This window comes from Sulfurospirillum oryzae (assembly GCF_025770725.1).
In the GTDB taxonomy this organism is placed as follows: Bacteria; Campylobacterota; Campylobacteria; order Campylobacterales; family Sulfurospirillaceae; genus Sulfurospirillum; species Sulfurospirillum oryzae.
The window spans coordinates 581,700-602,882 of sequence record NZ_JANZKZ010000001.1; the positions used below are offsets into that span (position 1 = coordinate 581,700).

Sequence of the window (21,183 nt, forward strand, 5' to 3'; positions counted from 1 at the left end):
ATGATAGACAAGAAGCGCCTCTACCAGACCCTCACTCTTTTGCCTCTCTTCGCCAATGCCGAAACCCTTCAACTCGATTCCATCAGTGTTACAGCAACCAAAGTTGAAACGGGAACCAAAGAAGTTTCTCAATCCATTGCCGTTGTCAACGCGCAAAAAATCGAAGATAAAAATGTCCTTGATGTTAGCAGCGCGCTTGAAAATATCCCTGGCGTTAATGTCGAAAGTTCTAGTAATTCGCCAAGTCCAAGGCTTATTATTCGCGGTGCTGGATTAAAAGCTAGTTATGGTGTGAGAGAAATTATGGTTATTAAAGATGGCGTTCCGATGACTGATCCTGATTCATTTACGCGTTTTGATTATATTGATATGCAAGATGTACAAAGCATTGAGGTGCAAAAAGGACCAGGTTCCATCAATGCGGGCAATACCACAGGCGGTGTTATTCAGCTCATCACAAAATCTGTTTTTGAAGAAGATAGCAACAGCATCAAAGTAGGTGTTGGCAATGATGGACAACGCAACCTCAACTTAAAACTAAGAGAAAAACTTGATGATAACGACTTTGTTTCCATGAACTACTCTCAACGTAAAATCGATAATGGTTGGCGAGATAACAATGCGTTCGATTCTAAACAAATAAGCTTCAAATACGGTCACATTTTTGATGATGATGCAACGCTTGAAAGTGAACTTTCCTATACCGAGTCCAATTTAGAGTTACCTGCATCTATGACAAGAGCAGAGTTTGAAGAATTTAAAAGAACAGGGGAACAGCATAACACCTCTAGCCCTTGGCAATACACAGCGAGGGATTCTAAAATCCTCTCTTTAAACACCAAATACTCCAAAGAGATAGGAAACTGGACCTATAAGCCACGCTTTTACATTAATAAATGGGAGCATTTCCACCCCGTTACGGGCATTATCAACGATGCAGATGAAAACTATGTCTACGGAACCGATTTAGAGGCTGACTATGCGCATAAACTCTTTGATCGCAATGCCATGTTAGTTTTTGGTGTCACCGCCAAACAAGATAGAAGTGATGATTCAAAACAGTATAAGTATGCCGATGTTCTTGTAGGGGGTGGAGGTAGAATTACCAAAACACTCTCAAATAGAGAAGGCGCATTAGCGAATGTCGAAGACTCTCTTGCTTCCTTATATGGCGTGTATGCGATGGAAACATTTTCGCCATTTGATAAAACGACCATTGACATCAGTGCTCGTGCCGATAAGCTTGCTTTTGACGTGAGTGGCACAGAATACAGCTATTTTAATTACAGCACTGGTAAATACGCCACTGGCGTGGGAGCTTATGCGATTGATAAGAGCTTTACACTTCTCTCAACAAAGCTTGGTATCACGTATGCACTCACAGATGCAACCAATATTTACAGCTCGGTTGCTTTTGCCAATCAAGCACCAACAACCAGTGAACTCACAGACAATGAAGCACTCGATAAAACCAAAAGCATCAACTACGAAATTGGCCTTAAAACACGAACAGGCGATTTCTCTTATGATATGGCAATTTATCAAAATGATGTCACAGATGAGATCATTCAAATTAAAGATGCTGGCGGTAACACCATCTACGATAATGCAGGTCAAACACAAAAACGTGGATTTGAGTTTTTAGGAACATACCATGTCACCCCAGCTTTAAATTTTGGACTCTCGTATGCATACAGTGACTTTAAATACAAAAGTTTTCAGGAAAAAGTGGGTGCTACATTTATAAGCCGAGATGGAAACTATCTGCCTTATATTCCAAAACAGCAATACGGACTTGAAGCCAATTATCGAATGGATAATGGCTTTAAAACACGCATTCAAACCAAGACGTGGGGAAACTACTATCTTGATAATGCCAACTCCGATAAATACACCGGATACGATTTTGTCACGGACTTGATGCTAGGGTACGAACACAAAGAGCATCTTATTCAACTCAACATCTACAATATTTTCGACAAACACTACGCAATGCAAGCGGATAAAAGCGTTTACGGTGTCGAGAGTTACAAAGCAGCAGCACCACGAAGTGGTATGGTTAGCTACCGCTACAAATTTTAAAGGATGAAAAATGGTTGATCAACAAAAACGAGACGCAAACGACCTTTTTGCCAATCCATTAAGTGCATTTTTCTTTAAAAACAGAATGTTTTTAATGCTTTTAAGAGTGAGTATTTTAGCCCTATTTGTCTATGCCATCATCTTGGGTTTTATGGCTCCTACCAAAGAGCAAAACAGCTTTACAACCGTTCTTTTTTGGTCGCTCTTTTGGCCGCTTTTTATGGTTGTAACCCTTTCCACTTTTGGACGTCTGTTTTGCGGTATTTGCCCCCATGCTTTTGTGGGTAAATACCTGACACGATTTGGGCTTCAAAAAACAGTGCAAACATGGCTCAAACAACCACTTATCGGTGTTTTATTACTCTTTTTTGGCTGGTGGACGGTCTATTATATCTATCCTACTGCTTATAAATCACCTTTAAATAGTGCAATCTTTTTTAGCGTTATGAGCAGTGTTGCATTTGGTTTTTTCTTTATATTTAAAGAGATGAGCTACTGCAAATACATCTGCCCTATTGGCACACTTACACGCACTTTTTCAAAAGTTTCGTTTACATGGCTTGGAACGTACGCGCAAAGCTGCCAAGTCTGTAAAACGTTTGAATGCACTAAAGCCTGCTCATACAATCTCAAACCTTTTAGTTTTGACACCAAAGCTTCTATGGGAGATTGTACTTTATGTATGAGTTGTGCGCAAAGTTGTGAGTCCGTGAGCTTTAAACTGACCAAGCCCTCTTCTTCACTTTTTCAGAAGTTTCAAACTTCAACGGCTGAAGTCTGGGCAATTTTGCTTATTACGGCTGCTATTACCATCACGATGAGTTTTCACCATGCCCTTAGTCGTGTCGCCATTAGTGACAGCTACTTTTGGGTTCAATTAGGTCAATGGCTTCAAACAAACATTGCCATTAAAGGGATTGATTATGTGGGTATAAGTGCGCTTTTTTTCGCGACTCTCATAACGATAGGCTTTGCAACGGGAGGCACGTTCATCGCTTCAAAACTTTTACATGTAAACTTCAAGTCGGCATTTTACACGCTCTCTTATGCCTTCATCCCCATTTTTATCATCGGTGGCTTGTCGCATACGTATGAATTTTTCTTTGTCCACCATTACAGCACCATCGTCAATGGTTTTATTGATGGACTGCATCTTCCATTTTCACCCGTTGAACCTTTGGCATCTAAAAAAGATGCGTGGCTTAAAATCTTTGGGGTTATGAATTATATTGCGGTATTTTGGGCACTGTTGATTATGGCAAAACGCATAACATTCTTTCAAGCATCCACAACAAAAAGAGTCATAGCCTTTTTCTTTGCTTCCCTTTTAATTTTTCTTTATTTGGGACTCAACCTTTATCGAAGCTACGCTTTTGCAACTTATGGTATGAAACAAGAAGGGCACGCACACCATGGAAGCGCTAAAACTTTGCAAGAGACTCCCAAGGAGATGAAATGATCTCCATTACGCTGTTGCAAGACATTGTGGACTATGGTGTCATTGGATTACTAGGTTTTATGAGTTTTATCACGCTCTTTTTTTGGATTGAGCGACTTTTGTTTTACCGTGCCTTAAAAATCTCACACTATACCTATAAAGAAAAATTAGAGATGGATGTGACCAATCACGTCCATATTCTCTCAACTTTTGGCTCAAATGCCCCTTACATCGGGCTTTTAGGAACGGTGTGTGGCATTATTATCACATTTTACACCATGGGACAAAGCGGGCAAATTGATGTTAAAACGATCATGTCATCCTTAGCATTGGCGCTTAAAGCAACCGCTATGGGTCTTGTAGTCGCTATTCCTGCGATCTTTTTTTACAACCATCTGGTACGTAAAATTGAGAAAATTTTAATGTGCTGGGATATTGCAAAACAAAGTGGAACTGATGAAAATACGTCGCTTTGAAACAATTAATGTCGTACCCTTTATCGACATTATGCTCGTACTCCTTGTTATTGTTCTAACCACGGCAACGTTTGTGGCGAAAGGCATTATACCTGTGGATTTAACACAAGCAAGTTCTGCCAAACCTTTGAGCGAGCAAAAAGAGCTTATCGTTACCATCACACAAGAAGAGAAATTTTTTTTCAATAACAAAGCCGTCGAGGAAGGCTCTCTTGAGAACGAGCTTTTACAGTTTGATGAGCAAACTCCCATTATGATTAATTGTGACAAGCACGCTTCTTTTGAGCCTTTTGTCAAACTCATGGATCTTTTAAAGCAACATCATTACACGCAAATTGGAATTTTAACCAAACAATGAAACGCTACATTCACGCTTTTACAATGAGCTTAATTGTGTACCTTATCGGTGGATTTGGATTGATGTACCACACTTCATTTATACACAAACCCTCTTCTTTGGCTGATTTATCTAAAGAAGTGATGGCAATTACTTTGTATGAACCCAAAAAGGAAGAACCTGAACTACATCCAACACCGCCTCCTCCCTCACCACCAACATTGACACACACACCTCAAAAAAATGTTGCTAAGAAAGAGTCTAAAACCTTGCCAAACGCACCTGTAACAAAAGAGTCTATGGTGGTTTCACAAGAGAGGGAACACGTTGATTTGGAAGAGCAAATGGTAACGAAAGAGGTAAAAGCTGAAGCGATGAGTATGAGTTCAGAAGTGAGTAGTAAAGAGGCTTTACATGTAAAACAAAAAGAGTATCTAGAAAACCTAAAAAGGCGTATTAATGAGCATAAGACCTATCCAAAGATCGCTCAAAATAGTCGCATTGAGGGAAATGTAATGATAGAATTTACGATCTCTCCCAAAGGAGAATTACTTTCATTTGTCGTTTTAGGGGGTAAAAAAATCTTCCATAAAGCGACGGAAGATGCTGTCCAAAAAAGCTTTCCGTTTCCTTTAAACGAAGATCTCTTTACCTCTGTTATGACATTTCAAATCGAACTGAACTATTCATTGCTCTAATGAATTAAACGTTAATACCCTTTTTTCCCGTGCTCTTTGTTACCATTTCCATGGTCTTGGTCATGGTCACCACGGTCACGATCATCACGTCTATCATCAAAATCACGCATATCATGACCGGCTTTAAGTGCTTTAAACTCACTTGAACCTGGTTTTATGCCAAGATCTTTTGCCATTGCACCCCAACCTTTATGCTTGTTAGCTTGATAGTATCTGAGTACATCTTCATGGCTTCTGCCTGATAATTCTGAAAGACGTAGTACCATATATGCATCCGCAGGTGCGCCTACACTTTTTAAAACAACGCTGAGTTGTGATTCTGGTAACCCAAAACGTGAAGCAAGCCCTGATCTATAAGCGTGCGGATCAGAATCTGATCTTAGATTTAGATTGACCATCCAATCAAAATCAGCTGCTATAAGTGCGGATCCACTTAAAAGTACAAAACTTGCAGTTGCTAATAAAAAACTTTTTAATTTCATAATGACTCCTTTAATTTGTTCATATTAGCGTCTATCGCGTCCGTCATCTCTTCGATCATCGTCTCTGTCTCTGTCATGATGCGGATTGTGATCTCGTCTTTCATCTCTTTCATAATCTCTTCTCTCAGGTTGGTAGTGCTGCTCATAATGCCTTGGCTCAACGTAGATTTTACGAACAGGCATCTCACGTCGATCTTCATAATGCTCTCTCGGATGATAGATATAACGTGTATCATATCTCTCGCGAAGCTCTACAAATTCATAAGCATCCGGTCTAATTCCAAGAGAAAACGCAATATCTCCCCAACCATGATGCCTTCGTTCACGATAAACCCTTAGAATATACTCTGGCGGGCGTCCTGATAACTCGGCAAGGCGAAAAACCATATAGGCGTCTGCTGGCTCATAAACACTTGTTAAGATGACCATCACATCTGGCTCTCTATACCCAAAACGATCCACTAAACTATAGCGATAGCCATAAGGATCTGAGTGGGAACGTACATTAAGATTGATCATCCAATCAAAATCAGCTGCTAAAAGCGAAGATGTGCTTATTAAGACACCTAAGCCTATTAAAAAAAGCTTTTTTAATTTCATTGTCCATCTCCATATAGAGTTAATAAAGCGTATTATAGTCAAAAAAGTGAACTTATCGTGAAAACGACAACGCCCCTTTCCCCTTTTTTCACCTTTTTTCTAGGTACTATCACATGTTTACATTAAAATTACTTTTCTCTTTTATAATGTAGGCAAAAGTTTCTTACAACAGTGAATGTTATGAGCGCGCATCGTACAAAAAAGTTTGCCTGTTTATTGAGTTATGTGATAATTTAAATGCAAAAAGAATCTATCTATTAATTTTGGATCATTCTAATATCACAGGCAATCATTATAATTCACTCAAATAGTAAGAAAATCTTAATAAGGATTATTATGCAAGCTCGTCAGTCAAAAATGATTACTAGCGCTACTAGCTATTTTATGAGCCAATATACAAAACACTATTTACATGTAGAAAAACCTTCTTTGGGTTTACCCCCTCCGCCCGAGGCGAAAAAATATCTGCTGTATATTCATGTCCCTTTTTGTACGATGTTTTGCCCTTATTGCTCTTTTAATAAATTTACCTACACCAAAGAGACTGCCGCAAAATACTTCCAGCATCTACGTGAAGAGATTTTACATGTAAAGGCATTGGGGTATGATTTTAACTATTTGGTCATAGGGGGCGGTACGCCTCTCATTGATGAAGAAGAGCTGATTAGAACTATTGAATTGGTCAAAAAACTCTTTAACGTTGAGCATGTTTCCTGCGAGAGCGATCCTAACCATATTCAAAAAGAGACGGTTACAAGGCTCAAAGGATTGGTTGACCGCCTTTCAGTAGGTGTTCAAACATTTGACGATGCTCTTTTGAAAAAACTGGGGCGTTACGAAAAGTTTGGTTCTGGAGAAGAAGTCTATGAAAAGATTGCTTCAATGCTTGGGATTTTACCCATCACCAGTGTTGATCTCATCTTCAATTTTCCAACCCAAACATCAGAAGGGCTTGTCAATGACCTTGAGCGACTCAAAAAACTCACTCCTGAACAGACCAGTGTTTATCCGCTAATGACCTCTTCTTTGGTGAAAAACAGTGTGAAAAAAACGCTAGGCAAATTTAGCCTTGAGAATGAATACAACTTTTTTAAAGTTATAAAAGAGTCCCTTAAAGAAACTTATCCTGCACGACATGGGTGGTCGTTTTCAAAAGAGAGTGATTTGATTATTGACGAATACATCATCGACAATGAAGAGTATGTTGGTGTAGGATCTGGTTCATTTAGCTTTTTAAAAAATACGCTCTACCTCAATGAATTTGCGCTTGATCCGTATGCTAGCCTCATTCAAGAAAAACATAGCGCCATTACGAAAGAACGTACTTTTCCACTCAATTCTCAAATGTATTATCGTTTGATGGTTGACCTGTTCAATGGTACGCTTTCTAAGAAAAAATTTGCCACCATGTTTGGAGTATCGATTAATGATGCACTGGGTAAAGAGCTAATGCTTCTTAAATTTGCTAAAGCAATCAAAGAGACTAAAGAGAACATCATCACCACAGAATATGGTGACTATCTCTTTTTAGTCATGATGAAAGAGTTTTACATGGGCATGGATCGCATTCGCAATGATGCTCGCAAAAATCTTATTATTTAAATGAGGCGAGAGAGAGGCTCTCACTCCATGTTAGAACAAAAAAGCCAATATGTTCACCATTGATGTCTACAATAGGGGTGTAAAGAACATAATTGTCCCCTCGTTTCAAAAACCCCGTTCCTTGAAAATTAACCTCTTTGATAAAATTGAGTCCATTAATCTCTTGATTGACAATCGTGTAGTTATCTAGCATCAGTTTATCATTGTAAGCAACTGCATTAGCAATCGTTCGATACTCATTTTTCATGAGTACATAAAATTCAACACCATCCTTTTTAAAGTAGGTGTTCAAATCTTTAAAATCCACCACCGTTTCGATGGTTCCCACATATTCTCCTTTTTGAAACACCGGAGCAATAGCACGCATAAACATACCCGAACGACCAATTTCAATCCCTTTGATCGGATGTTTTGTCTGTTTTATTTTATCAAGCGCATGACGGAAAGTGCTAAGATCATCATTGGTCTGATTGCTGTAATCCCACAAACGCATAAAGCTTTTAAAATCTTTAGTATGCAGATGCAGACGTGCATTTTCAAAGACATTGGCAAGCGCCATTGTGTTTCGGATATCTAATAAATAGTGCAAGCAGATATTACGATCTTGCCTACTTAAACAATCAATCACATAAGGGCTTTTCGCCAAAATAACCGAACTGGTTAAGGAGACTTTTGTTGTCTCTTCGATTTTATTATGCAAGGTTAAAAGCAAGGCATCCATCTGTTTTTTACGTGTTTCATCTTCTTCGTAAGAGATCGATTTGTCATACAAAAAAAGTATGACAAGCCCAAAAAAGAGCATCAATGCAGCACTGAGAAAAAACCTTTTTTCTTTCATATTTCACCCTTTGTTGCTTCATTATCAACAGTATCCAGCAGCTTCTTTTTATCAAGTTTAAAAATATATGTAAAACGCGAGCCTTTGTTTTCATAAGACTCTATTTCTATATCAATGTCATTTTTATTGCAAATATTTTGCACGATATTAAGCCCTAATCCAAAGCCACCTTGCACAGAGTCTTCCCGCTCAAAGCGTTGAAATACTTTGTAAAGATCTTTAATACCTTGTCCGTAATCATGAAAACAGAGCACACAATGTTCATCATCTTTTCTGGCAAGATTGATCTCTACTTTACCTTGGAAAAAAGAGTATTTGATAGCATTGGAAAGCGTATTGTCAATAATGCGTTGCAATTCTACTTTACTGATATAAATCATCATATCTGGCTCTATCTCGTATTCGAGTACGATAGATTTTGAGACAGCAATATCTTCAAAAAAAGCAATCCTAAGCCCCAAATACTCAGAAAGATTGATCGGCTCTTTGGCATAAACAAGCTTTTTGTGCTTAATGTAATACTCCACATCTTCATACGTCATCTGCATCTGTTTTGTTGCTGCTTTAATGCGCTGAAGATGCTTTGAAGAGGTTACATAACTTGAAAGTAATTCAACGTTGATATTAATAACCCCAAGAGGTGTTTTAAGCTCATGCATCGAATCATTGAAAAAATCATTCATATAGCGTTGCATCTTTTGATAAGGATAGATGCTGGAATTGACAAAAAGATTACTCATCAAATAGACTAAAAAAAGCACAATAAAAAAGAGCATCGTCGTCACAAAAATAATTTTGGCGTAATTGAGTTGCATCTCCACGACAAGAAAAACAAGTTCAGTGTCTGTTTTAATCTCTTTTTGATAATACAAAAAAGGATAAATAACGCGTACTTTAAAGTTCAAGTCATCAAAATTTTGCTGAATTCCCTGATACATGAGCTTATGAGCGTCATCGTAAATATTGAGATGGAACCGCACACTGCGAGGAATATCAAAACTCTCTTTAGCAAAAATACTTTTTTCATGCGCTTCAACCCACTCAAGAATTTCTTGGGTTGCTTTGTATTTTTCCTCCATGATGGTACTTTGAATGGCAAAGTAACTGGGCACACAAAAAAGTGTCATGATAAGAATGGTATAGACTAAAACCGAACGAAGTGGATTATACGATAACATCGATCTTGTATCCTAAACCTCGAGAAGATTTTATAAACTCCTCTTCATCTACTTTAAGCCTGATTTTTCTTATATACATACGAATATCGGCATAACTGATCTCTTTGCCTTCCCAAACATTTTCACGAATAAGCTCGATGTCACAAAACGTATTTTTCCTGCGAATCAAAAAACGTACAAGATCTTGTTCCTTAGAGGTTAAAGAGACAATTTTATCGCCTTTTCTAAGATCACCTGTCTCAAAATTGAAGATAAATCCACATCCCAATTGAAACTCGCCCGCCGTACTGGTTTGATAATGTTTTTTAATGAGCTCTTTCACGCGAAGCTCAAGCTCTTTAAGCTCAAAAGGTTTTTTAAGGTAATCATTACACCCAAGTTCATAACCAATAGCAATATTATCAATATCGACTAAAGAAGTAATGATAATAATCGGTGTGGTAATATTGGCTTCTTTAATGTATTGAATCAATTCGTGACCACTGATTTTTGGCACTTTAACATCAAGCAAAAAAAGATAGTAGCACTTTTGCATAATGGCATCAAGCGCACTCTCGCCATCAAAAAAGGCATCGACTTCATACCCTAAAAGCTCTAAGTACTCCTTAATGCTCTCATTGTAATTGTAGTCATCTTCTAACAATAAAATTTTCATGCCTTTTTCCTTAACCAAGATAAATTTGTCCTGCGTAAATAATGTAGTAACGAAGCATCAAAACGCCCAAAATAACGACCATTGAGTTAATGATAATATACCCTACACGGTAGACGTGGCTGCGAAGAGCCACAATAACGGTTAATAGAGGTAAACCTAATCCAACACCTATGACCCCTAGCCAAAAAATGCCTGCCCAAAAACCCTCTGTTAGTGCCATTCTAGCAGCTTGAGGGGCATCTCCACCTGCGTAAAACATCCCAATAAAGAAAAGGGCTAAAAGAGGAAGCTCTGTTAATATAACCCTTGTATCCAGCACTAAAAGATATTTGATACTTTCGGTATTGATTGTACTTTTGAAAAACAGCAATCCGATTAAAATATTCACCGCAACACCCGAAGAGAGACTGGATGTTAAAAACAGAACAGGCAAAAGTGGGCTATTCCATAAAGGTATAGCATACAGTGCCGAGAGTAAAAAACCAGTATATGAGCCAACACACAGAGCTGCTACAAAGAGAAAATATTCGATGATTTTAGCATAAGAGTGGAAACTTTTCACGAGATTAATCAGCCCTTCTAAAGGTGCTAAAATGGGGTGTTTTATGACATTTCGCTCAAAAACAAGCAACATGAAAACCACAACTATCGGCGTATAGATGAGCAAGAAGAGCACGCCTAAACTCATCACCGATGTGATGTTATAACGTACTAAAAGCCAATAAAATGAAAAAGGACGCCCAAGATCAATGACTAATAGAAACAATCCTAAAAAGATCGCAGTAGGAGCAACCACCGCACCCGCTTTGATCATCGCATCCCAAATGGAAGAGTTACTGCGTTCATGGCGATTCCACTTTACCAATAGTGCCACAATAATTGAGCCCGAACTAAGACCGGCTAAAAAGAGATAAATCGCAATCGCCCATGACCAATGAATCGTGCTGTATTGCTCCACACTTCCCCACATAGGACTCATACTTTTACTCCTTTGCGACTTGGAATAAAAGCCACTTTTGGCTTGGTTCCAAGATGTGCTTTTGGAAATACAAGTACCTCTTTTTGCGATTTTTGCTCTACTAAAGAGCCTTTTTGTCTCATATCTCCAAAACTGAGGGCTTCTGTGGGACAGGTGCTGACGCAAGCGGGTAAAAGCTCTTTGGATACACGTGTGTCATAACAAAAAGTACACTTCTCAACCACATTTTTAAGAGGATTGACAAAACGTGCATGGTACGGGCATGCAAGAATGCAATATTTACATGTAATGCACGTTTTCTCATCAATGTGAACCAATCCATCTTTGCTCTGAAAGGAAGCATGTGTGGGGCAAACACTTACACAAGGAGGGTTTTCACACATCATGCAAGAAAGCCTCTCATAGCTCATCCCAAGATTAGGAAATACCCCTTTGGTCTGTACATGCACTTGTAGCCTAAAGAAATTATCGGGAACACTGTTTTCTACTCGACAGGCAACACTGCATGCTTGGCATCCGATGCAAAGGTTTTCATCATAAAGAAGTCGATACTGTTTTGGCATGCTTCTTCCTTATGCTTTTAGTATTTCGACACCAACATTGGTGATCATTGCCCCACACAATGTGGCACTTTGCAGTGATAAAAGCTTTGAAGGATTCATTCCTTTGCCATGTGTTCGCTTCATCATCGGTGCATCTCTGCCAAATCCCATATAAGCAAAGAGCGTATCAGGACGAATACCTTCGGTGATAAAAACAGTTCCTTTCTCTTTTGAAATACCATTTTTGAGGTAAAAAGTATCGCCTTGTTTCAGTCCGTGCTCTTTAGCGGTTAGTGGGTTCATCCAGATCGGATTATCGGACATTAACATATTCAAATAAGGAATATTTTGAGTATGTCCATTTGTATGTACCGCACTCTTTCCGCTGGTTAAAACATACGGATAGCCTTGTTTTACATCCATATCTACCGCACTTGGAACACCATAGCCTTTAAATGCCTTCTCCACCGTTTTACAAAAAATCTCGATCTTGCCAGAAGGTGTTTTGAGCTGTGTAAGCATAGAGCTTAAAAGACCATTGCTATCTAGCAAAGAATTACATTTGGGATGACGCTCGCAAAACCGTTCCACAAAAACGCTCTCTCTTGCAAACAATTCAGGAACATCAAACGAAGCAACGCCTCGCCTTAACAGTGTTTCCAATAGCACGCTATCGCCTTTGGCTTGAAAAGCGCGTAACTCTGCAACAGTTCGCCATACGAAGTGACTACCAAATCCCATTCGTTCCGCTAACTCTCTTACAATTTCAATAGCACTTCTATTCTGATGCAGTGGTTCTACAATGCGATTACGCATCGCATAACACGGTGTTTTAAATGCAATTTTGCTAATCCCCTCATCTCGCTCTAAATAAGTGGCTTCAGGCAAAACAACATCTGCCATCATTGCCGTATCTGAGAGATAAATGTCATTGACCACAATAAATTCAAGTTGCTCCATTGCCTCTTTCATCTTTTGTGGATGTGCGACAGTGACCAAAGGGTTATGTCTGGTTAAAAACCATCCTTTAATTTCATAAGGCGTTTGGGCAAGAATAGCTTCAGGAATAGCCGTTAAAGAGCCATGTCTTTTAGAGACAAAGCGGTTTGCACTTCCTTCTTCTCCTGCGCCATCAAGGCGTTTTTCGTTGACCAAAGGTCTAGGATAGGGATCATTCAGTACGGGTACGATCATCTCTTTGGCAAAAGCATTGATACGTTCAGCTGTTTTTGCAAAATAGATGCCACCTTCTCTTTCAACATTGCCCATCAAAATATTGGCGATCAAAATGGCCCTGCTTCGCTGATACTCCGCTTTGGTTGTCGTTGCTTTGTGCCCCCAGTCGATAATACATTTAGGCGAAGCTGCGTAAATCTCTTCGGCAATCCGTTCTACAACCTTTGCATCAATGCCGGTGAGTGTTTGTTGCCACTGAGGTGTCGTTTCTTTAACCGATTGCGCTAATGCCTCAAAACCAATTGTATACTGCTCGACAAATTTTTTGTCATATTTAGCATCCCTGATCCATACATGTAAAAGGGCTAGAACAAAGGCTAAATCGCTTCCAGGGTTGATCGGATGCCACTCGTTGGCTTTTGAAGCGATCACAGAAAAACGTGGGTCAAGTACCACTAATTTTTTGGAAGGATTGGCTGAAAAATGTGCCATCGCTTTGGTAAGAGGTATATCTAAGCCCTCAAAAAGATTATGTCCAAAGTTAAGAATGTAGTTTGCGTTTTCAAAATCACGGTGTAACTTTTCGCCAAAAGTGTGTTCAAAAGCACTTTCAATCGCAATGGGACAAGAGCTCCAATGCGAAAAAACATTGGGTGAGCCAAAGGCTGAAGCAAAAGAGCGCAAAAGGTCATATTGCTCGCCTGTTTTAGCCGAGAAAATGACACTACGAGCACCATAACGCTCTCTTAGCGCACTGAGTCTTCCAGCTACAAGACTAAGCGCTTCCTCCCAACTTGCTTCTCTCCACTTATTTTCGCCTCTTTTTCCCAAACGGATCAGTGGTTTAACCAACCTTTGCGTATCATAGAGTTGAGATGCGCCCGCAACACCTTTAGCGCATAAGCTCGTTCCCATCTCTTTAGCAAAAGGGTTTCCTTGCAACAAGACGGTTTTACCATTCACCACACGTGCCTCCATAGGACAACGGCTACTACACATTTCACAGATGGAGCGAATAAATTTATCTTCACTTTTAAGAGCAACTTCTCCTAAGGCACCCAAGCTTCCAGGTATCACAACAGTGGTGGCTACACCCGTTGTTGCTATCTTTAAGAAGTCTCTTCGCGCTTGGAGATATGCCATACTTCACCTTTGTCTAATTTAATACTATTGTATGATAATTTGACTTCAAAGTGAAATGATTGGGTTCGGTTTACTAAAGAGGTAGCCTTGCGAAAAGTCTACATGTAAACTCTGAAGTTTTTGTTGAACACTCATTTTGTCCACAAATTCAGCAACCGTGATATATCCCATTTTTTGCGCAAAAGAGATAATCGTCTCTACGGTCATGGCACTTGTTTCGTTGGTATCAATATCTTTAATCAAAGAGCCATCAATCTTAATGATGTCAACCTTCAATTTCACCAAGTAGGCAAAGTTAGAATAGCCTGTGCCAAAGTCATCAATCGCGATGCGACATCCAAGCTTTTTAACCTCATGAATGAAAGCTGTAATCTCACCAAAATTTTCAATACCCTCTGATTCTACAATTTCTATAATGACCCGATGGGCACACTGATATTTTTTGAGATTGCTATACAAACACTCTTTCACGGAAGTTGAGAGGATATCTCCCTTGGTAAGATTGATCGAAAAATCCACCTTAAAGTCTTTGAGATAGTCAAATGATTTGTTGATCATAATCTTGGTCAATTTTTCATAAAGGCGTGTTTTTTTAGCTTGATCCAAAAAGTAATAAGGACTAAGATAACTTCCATCCTCTTCCTGCAGGCGCATTAAAACTTCGTATTTAGTAATTTTATGCAGTTTATTGTCATAAATTCCTTGAAAGAATGGCACAATGCGGTCATTTTCTATCGCCGTGCGAATCTTTTGAATGATTTGCAAATTTTGTCTTGTTTTTGCTTTTAAAGCTTCATTGATGTCATAAAATGTAATGGCGTGATTATGTATTTTTGCCTCTTTAAGCGCTATATGTGATTGCATATAGATCTCATCATTATCGCCTTGTGCTACGCCTACATTAAGCCTAACAACCACTTCATAACCCTTAATCGTAAAGACTTTTTTCTCTAAATTATGAACCATTTTTTTAATTTTGTCATGCACATTAGCAAGCAGTCTTCCATCATTTTGACACAGTAGCACTGCAAATTCATCGCCATTGATACGAAAAACCACATCGGGGTGATTATCAAACGTATCCATTAAAAACAGAGCAATTTGCTTTAAAAGCTCATCGCCTACATCATAGCCTAAGTAGTCATTAATCTCAGAGAATCCTACAAGATTGAGCAAAATCAAAAGCTTTTCTTTGGCATCCAAACGAATGCGATGGAACAACGCTTCACGATTTCCAAAACCCGTTAATTCATCTTTAAAATGCTTTTCAATCAACTGCTCTTTTAAAATCAGCTCAGTAATATTGATGCTACTGGTAATATACTCAACGATATTGCCTTTCTCATCTAAAAAAGGCATGAGTGTGCTTTTAATATAAAATGTTTCTCCTATAGGATTGATACATTGAAGAACCCCACTCCAAATCTCCCTTTTTTGAAGAGCGCCCCAAAGATCTCTATATACAGATACATCTGAATTTGGATGCCGAAACCGGCTGTGTTGACTTCCTAAAATCTCTTCTTTACTTAAACCTGTCACCCTACAAAAAGCATCATTGACATAGGTAATATTACCGCTTGTATCCATTTTGGAGACAATTGCACTTTGGTCTAATATCATCTTATACTGATTCAAAGAGTTGAGATTGACATCAAGTTCATGTTGTGTTGTATTGACAAGATGTGTTAAAGACTTGAGCATTGAGCAGTTGACTTCTGGTTTTTCACCTAACGTATGAGAGACGATATAGTCTGATTCACTCAGTGTTAATACCGTGGTTGTAACATTGAGCAGTTGATTTTTATGCTCTGAGTGAAAAAACTCTCCATAAGTGAAAAAACCCGCTGTTGGAGCAATTTGCTGTAAAAGTCCAAACTCATAATTGAGTTGTTCTTGCAGAAAAAGCTTTCGCGCACTACAAGAGTAAATCAAAATGGCTTCGGTGGGTTTTTCATTGATTTGTGTTTGCATAAAGATGGCTCGATCCATCATGTCTTCTACATTTCCCATCGAAAAACAGACTTTATCACCCTCATTTAAATGACCTGCAAAGACCAATGAACCATCATCATTGCAACCAATCAGTGAGCGGCACACATTTATGTCATCACTTACTTTGACAAAAGGAAACTCTATGGCGCTGTTAGGAAGATTTTGTAAAATATCTTTACCCAAATAGTGTTGATACACCTCTTTCACGGGTTTATAATCAATCTCATAAACAGTATTGCCATCGGATTTTGTAATCGTTAGTTCTTTACCAATTTGTGTCCATGGCAATGAATAAACATTGTTTACATGTAAGTTCTTGCCACTCAACGTTGCAATGACAATACCTTGGTCTAAAATCTGATCTTCACAAATAACAAAAGCGCTTTGAAATAAAAAATCATCAGCAGCATTGCCGCCAGAGAGAGGTATATCAGCTCTTATGCTATTAAATCCTTCGATAAAATCTTCACTATCGTCCTCGCCAAAAGGATGTGCTAACGCAATACAAACCTTTGTATCTTTCTCTAAAATAGAAGAGGCGGCCTTTTGACCACTTTCAAAGTTCACATCTGCAAAATAGTAAACTTTCGCACTGCTTTTTTCAAGCTGAGTAAAACTAATTTGAATGGAGGCTGTTTTGATGCGACCTGATTTAATTTCACCAGCAGTACTTGCACCAATAATAACGCAGTGAGGAAAATTTCGTTTAAGAAAATGAAGGATTTGTGTTATTTTTATTCTATCAACATCACCACAAAAAAGTTGCACCAGCAAATGATCATTAGGTCTAAAATAGGTTCTAATGAATTTTTCTAATGACTCTGGTGTTTCGTAGGTATAGTTAATTAACTTCACGTTAAAACCTTGTCTTAAAATATTACATGTAAAGTTATCTTATATTTGCCTAACAGTACTAATTTTTGTCAAGGAGCTTATTTTATCACAAATATTCAAATTTTGCATACAGTAACATCAAAAGAGGATGCCCCCTCAAATTGAGGGAGCATAAGAAGGTTTATCCGACGAAGGTTTGACCTGCATAGAGAATATAATAACGAAGTGCCATAACACCTACAAGAACGATGAGCGCATTGAAAATGACAAAGCCTTGAGAGTGTTTAACCCCATGAGGCAATGCAAAATTCAGTCCGATTGGTAAAATCAATCCTAGACCAATAACACCGAACCAAAGCAAGGTTGAAAGACCTCCTGTACTGAGTGCTGCTTTTGCGACATGTGCCGTAGCCCCTCCTTGATACATCATACCTACAAAGAGGATAAAGAGGAAGAAAAGTTCAGCAAAAATCACTTTGACATCTAAACCATGCAGATAACTCACATTACCCTCATTCGTAGAGCTATTAAAGAAAAGAAGCCCTACTACCAAGTTTGCAGAAATACCAGCCGATACACCCGAAGCTAAGAAAAGCGCTGGAAGAATTGGTGTGTTAAGTAACGGGAAGCTGTTCATCGCTGAAAGCAAGAAACCTGTATACGCACCAACACCTACGGCTAAAACCAGTGTCACACTCTCAATCAACTTCGCTTGAGAAAGTGCTAGGTCTGCAATTGGAGCTAAGAATTTAAACGGTCCATTTTCAACCAACTCTTTTTTAAAGACACCCAGTAAAAAGAGAAGAACGACAGGAAAATAAACAAACAGTGCTAAAACACCCAAAGTCATGACTGAGCCAAAGTTATAGTGAATCAACAATTTCCAAAACATCAATGGGCGTGTAAGGTCAGTAATTAAAAGTAACAAACCTACCCCAATAGTTACAGGAGCTAGAATTGCGCCTGCTTTAATGATACCATCCCATGGAGAGACATCATTACCTTTCATCCACTTAATCACGATAGCAGAAATTATAGCTCCCGCAGAGAGACCTGCTAAAAAGAGATAAACCGCAATTGGCCAATGCCATACGACTGTGTTATATTGCTCCATTGAGCCCCAGATCTGATTCATGAGTTGATCCCTCCTTTGTGATTAGGTACGATAAACATTTTTGGGCTTGTTCCCAATTTCTCTTTTTGACGATACGTTACACGCTCTGAGCGTACTTGGTTGATTTTACTTTTTGGATCGTTCAAATCACCAAAAACCAATGCGTCAGTTGGACAAACAGTGACACATGCTGGCTCTTCACCACGACTTAAGCGTGATTCATGGCAGAATGTACATTTATCAGGTGCTTTGGTCACAGGATGCACGTAGCGTGCTTGGTAAGGGCATGCTGCGATACAGTACAAACAGCCTACACACAAATCAACATCAACCAACACGATGCCTTCTTCATTAACATGTGAAGCTTTTGTAGGACAAACGCTAACGCATGGTGTATTTTCACACTGAACACATGATTGACGGTGGTACTCATAACCGAGCGTTCCATTTGGATATTCAGTAGGTCCATTGACCCATACTTGTAAGCGATAGACGGATTCTGGTATTTTATTTTCAGATCTGCACGCAACACTACACGCTTGACAACCGATGCAAAGATTATTATCGTGGATCATTCCATATTTTTTTGCCATTGTTTTTTCCTCCCCTTACGCTTTTCTTACTTTGACGCCAACAACATGCAGGTTCATACCTGAGTTTGGCGATACAAAGGAAGCATAAAGCGCATTGCTGTTGACACCTTTACCATAAGCTCTCTTAAGCTCTTTACTGACGTGCCCAAATCCAAAGTAAGCAAAAATAGTATCTTCACGTACTCCTTTTGTCACGTTAGCTTTGCCTTTTTGGGTGCTGTATTTATTATAAACTTCAACTTTGTCACCCTGTTTGATGCCAAGACGTTCTGCTGTTTTTGGGTGAATCCACACACCTGCATCATCACAAAGGTTGTTCAACCAAAGGTTGTTACCATTGTGGCCATTGGTACGTACCGCTGACTTACCATTGACAAAGTAGAGTTCATCTGCCTCTTTGTATTTGTAAGGCTCATAGCTAAGAGCGCCTTTTTTAGAAACCTCTTCCAGTTTATGGCTAAAGAGTCGAATTTTTTCAGGGAAATTAATCGTGCCCTCTTCGTTGACTTTGCTTGCCGCACTTGGATATTTTTTTACAAACTCAGCCACACTTTTTTTATCTTGAAGTAACAATGGAACACCAAAGCTAGCACTACCTGTTGCTTTAAGTTTGGCAAGAAGCTCAACATTGTCACCCACTTGTTGTAAACGATAATCTTCAATGTCTTTGTATGGGAAATAATCCCCTAAGCCCATTTTTTCTCCAAGCTCTTTTGCCACTCTCCAACCTGGACGAGACTCACCGACTGGCTCAACCACTTTTTGACGGCCTACACCATACCCTGGATTTTTACTGCCACTTGCGGTAAACTCTTCATCTCGCTCTAAATACGTGGTATCGGGAAGAACAATGTCGGCATACCAAGCGGTATCAGAGACTTGAATATCAAAAACCACCACCAAATCCATCGCTTTAATTGCTTTAATGACGGTTTCCATATTGGACTGTGTCATTACAGGATTGTTACGTGCGATGAACCAACCATGAAGTCTATAAGGTACCCCTGGAAGATCTTCTAAGGTTGCTTTAGGTATTAAAGTGACAATACCAGCGCCTTTTCCCGCCAAGAAGAACTCATTGTCTTTTTCACCGATGCGATCAATTCTAGGAACCGCAATTTTTGGATAAGCAGGGATTTTTGGTTTTTTAAGACCTGGCGCTTTGGCATCGCCTTCACCAAGGAATTTATTGTAAAAACCAGCACCTTTATTAAGATAATAACCACCTTCTTGCTCCACTGCACCTACAAGAACGTTACACATCATCATTGCACGACGAAGTTCAAGTTCTTGTGGTGTAAATCCACAACGGTGACCAAAATCAAAGATGGCTTTTGGCGCAGCTTTGGCAAATTCACGAGCTAAACGTTTAATGGTATCCGCTGGAATATCACACTCCGTTGCCATTTTCTCAGGAGTATACTCAGCCACTGAAGCTTTCAGTTCTTCAAAACCTTCACAGTATTTTTCAACGAATTTTTTATTGTATAGATTTTCATTAATAAGAACATTGATAAAGGCTAAAACAAATGCAATATCATGTCCTGGTTTAATCGCATGCCATTCAGTTGATTTTGCTGCCATTGCGGAGAATCTTGGCTCTAAAGTAACCACTTTACCACCGTGTGCGAGCATATCCATGTACTGACGTGCGTAAGAGATAACGATACCTTCAAAGACATTGTGACCCATATTGATGATATATTTGGCTTTACCAAAATCACGGCTAATGCCATTTTCAAAAATATCATCCATTGCCATATCGTATGCTAAAGGACAAGTAGCCTCATGCCCGAAAAGGTTGTGTGAGCCATACGCTTGAGCCAAATTATGGAACCATGTTTTGTTCCAACCGCTACGTGCTGTAAATGCCACCGTATGCGCACCATGTTTTTGTTTAATCTCTTCAAGTTTATTGGCAATAAAAGTGTAAGCTTCGTCCCAACTGACCACTTTCCACTTTCCTTCACCACGTTCACCCACGCGCATAATAGGCTTAACCAGACGCTGTGGATCATACAACTGATTAAATCCTGAAGAGCCACGAGCACAGATTTTTCCACCTCTGCTTTTGTCCGCTGGATTTCCTTTGATAAACACACCCTTGCCCTCTTCCACCTTTGCTTCGATAGTACAAGCGCTCGTACACATCTCACAAATACTTGGTGTATATTTGGCATTCCCTTTAAGTTGCTTTTGACTCTCTTCAAGTGCACCCAGTGTTCCTGGAATGCTTGAGAGACTAGCAACTGCTGCGGCTGCAGAAGAGAGCTTTAAAAAGCTTCTTCGACTAAGCATTTGAGTCATCTTTTATCCTTTTACTAAGATTAAGTACGGTCATCTTAATCATTGTATGTAAATTTTATGTAAATTATAGGATTAACGTACTCTTTATGTAGATGAAGTGTTTCGATCTATCTCTTG

Annotated in this window: 18 protein-coding genes; 6 read left to right on the forward strand and 12 right to left on the reverse strand. The window is 39.1% G+C overall.

Features of this window, described 5'->3' with window-relative positions; translation table 11 throughout:
• Genes N0B29_RS02845 through N0B29_RS02865 form a run of 5 tightly spaced genes read left to right on the forward strand, consistent with a single transcriptional unit; the run spans position 1 to position 5,031 of the window.
• Positions 1-2,082, forward strand: coding sequence for a TonB-dependent receptor (locus tag N0B29_RS02845; RefSeq protein ID WP_263832175.1), 2,082 nt, complete (start codon positions 1-3; stop codon positions 2,080-2,082).
• A gap of 10 nt (positions 2,083-2,092) precedes the next feature.
• Positions 2,093-3,541 carry a 4Fe-4S binding protein gene (locus N0B29_RS02850; RefSeq protein WP_263832176.1) on the forward strand — a complete coding sequence of 483 codons (1,449 nt, stop codon included), beginning with the start codon at positions 2,093-2,095 and terminating at the stop codon, positions 3,539-3,541.
• Positions 3,538-3,996, forward strand: coding sequence for a TonB-system energizer ExbB (exbB, locus tag N0B29_RS02855; RefSeq protein ID WP_263832177.1), 459 nt, complete (start codon positions 3,538-3,540; stop codon positions 3,994-3,996). Before N0B29_RS02850 ends, exbB begins: the two co-directional genes overlap by 4 nt.
• Complete coding sequence (locus N0B29_RS02860; RefSeq protein ID WP_263832178.1) at positions 3,977-4,354, forward strand: ExbD/TolR family protein; 378 nt, start codon at positions 3,977-3,979, stop codon at positions 4,352-4,354. The genes exbB and N0B29_RS02860 overlap by 20 nt, the downstream gene beginning before the upstream one ends.
• Positions 4,351-5,031: an energy transducer TonB gene (locus tag N0B29_RS02865; RefSeq protein WP_263832179.1), complete on the forward strand. Its 681-nt coding sequence runs from the start codon at positions 4,351-4,353 to the stop codon at positions 5,029-5,031. The genes N0B29_RS02860 and N0B29_RS02865 overlap by 4 nt, the downstream gene beginning before the upstream one ends.
• 11 nt (positions 5,032-5,042) lie before the next feature.
• On the opposite strand, the gene N0B29_RS02870 is transcribed toward N0B29_RS02865, so the two are convergent.
• Both N0B29_RS02870 and N0B29_RS02875 read right to left on the reverse strand, forming a co-directional pair.
• On the reverse strand, positions 5,043-5,513 hold the full coding sequence (locus N0B29_RS02870; RefSeq protein ID WP_263832180.1) for a hypothetical protein: 471 nt from the start codon (positions 5,511-5,513) through the stop codon (positions 5,043-5,045).
• Positions 5,514-5,537: 24 nt separating this feature from the next.
• A complete protein-coding gene (locus N0B29_RS02875) occupies positions 5,538-6,113 on the reverse strand; it encodes a hypothetical protein (protein ID WP_263832181.1) in 576 nt (191 codons plus the stop codon).
• A gap of 336 nt (positions 6,114-6,449) precedes the next feature.
• Here N0B29_RS02875 and N0B29_RS02880 point away from each other — a divergent pair, with 336 nt between their 5' ends.
• Complete coding sequence (locus N0B29_RS02880) at positions 6,450-7,715, forward strand: coproporphyrinogen III oxidase family protein (protein WP_263832182.1); 1,266 nt, start codon at positions 6,450-6,452, stop codon at positions 7,713-7,715.
• Here the strand turns inward: N0B29_RS02880 and N0B29_RS02885 are convergent.
• From N0B29_RS02885 to phsA (N0B29_RS02930), 10 genes are all read right to left on the reverse strand, one after another.
• Positions 7,708-8,553 (reverse strand): cache domain-containing protein, encoded by an 846-nt coding sequence (locus N0B29_RS02885; protein WP_263832183.1) that lies wholly within the window; start codon positions 8,551-8,553, stop codon positions 7,708-7,710. The two genes, N0B29_RS02880 and N0B29_RS02885, sit on opposite strands and share 8 nt — an antisense overlap.
• Positions 8,550-9,731 (reverse strand): sensor histidine kinase, encoded by a 1,182-nt coding sequence (locus N0B29_RS02890; protein WP_263832184.1) that lies wholly within the window; start codon positions 9,729-9,731, stop codon positions 8,550-8,552. Before N0B29_RS02890 ends, N0B29_RS02885 begins: the two co-directional genes overlap by 4 nt.
• Positions 9,718-10,386, reverse strand: a complete 669-nt coding sequence (locus N0B29_RS02895) for a response regulator transcription factor (RefSeq protein WP_263832185.1) — start codon at positions 10,384-10,386, stop codon at positions 9,718-9,720. Before N0B29_RS02895 ends, N0B29_RS02890 begins: the two co-directional genes overlap by 14 nt.
• Positions 10,387-10,396: 10 nt before the next feature.
• On the reverse strand, positions 10,397-11,365 hold the full coding sequence (gene nrfD / locus N0B29_RS02900; protein WP_263832186.1) for an NrfD/PsrC family molybdoenzyme membrane anchor subunit: 969 nt from the start codon (positions 11,363-11,365) through the stop codon (positions 10,397-10,399).
• Positions 11,362-11,928: a 4Fe-4S dicluster domain-containing protein gene (locus N0B29_RS02905; RefSeq protein ID WP_263832187.1), complete on the reverse strand. Its 567-nt coding sequence runs from the start codon at positions 11,926-11,928 to the stop codon at positions 11,362-11,364. The genes nrfD (N0B29_RS02900) and N0B29_RS02905 overlap by 4 nt, the downstream gene beginning before the upstream one ends.
• Positions 11,929-11,937: 9 nt before the next feature.
• The gene (gene phsA / locus N0B29_RS02910) at positions 11,938-14,226 is read right to left on the reverse strand and encodes a thiosulfate reductase PhsA (RefSeq protein ID WP_263832188.1); all 2,289 of its coding nucleotides are present in this window, start codon (positions 14,224-14,226) and stop codon (positions 11,938-11,940) included.
• A 45-nt stretch (positions 14,227-14,271) separates the two neighbouring features.
• Positions 14,272-17,073 (reverse strand): EAL domain-containing protein, encoded by a 2,802-nt coding sequence (locus N0B29_RS02915; RefSeq protein WP_263832189.1) that lies wholly within the window; start codon positions 17,071-17,073, stop codon positions 14,272-14,274.
• A 160-nt stretch (positions 17,074-17,233) separates the two neighbouring features.
• Positions 17,234-18,187, reverse strand: coding sequence for an NrfD/PsrC family molybdoenzyme membrane anchor subunit (gene nrfD / locus N0B29_RS02920; protein ID WP_263832190.1), 954 nt, complete (start codon positions 18,185-18,187; stop codon positions 17,234-17,236).
• The gene (locus tag N0B29_RS02925; protein WP_263832191.1) at positions 18,184-18,759 is read right to left on the reverse strand and encodes a 4Fe-4S dicluster domain-containing protein; all 576 of its coding nucleotides are present in this window, start codon (positions 18,757-18,759) and stop codon (positions 18,184-18,186) included. The genes nrfD (N0B29_RS02920) and N0B29_RS02925 overlap by 4 nt, the downstream gene beginning before the upstream one ends.
• Positions 18,760-18,774: 15 nt before the next feature.
• Positions 18,775-21,066, reverse strand: a complete 2,292-nt coding sequence (phsA, locus tag N0B29_RS02930; RefSeq protein ID WP_263832192.1) for a thiosulfate reductase PhsA — start codon at positions 21,064-21,066, stop codon at positions 18,775-18,777.
• Between the last annotated feature and the right edge of the window lie 117 nt (positions 21,067-21,183).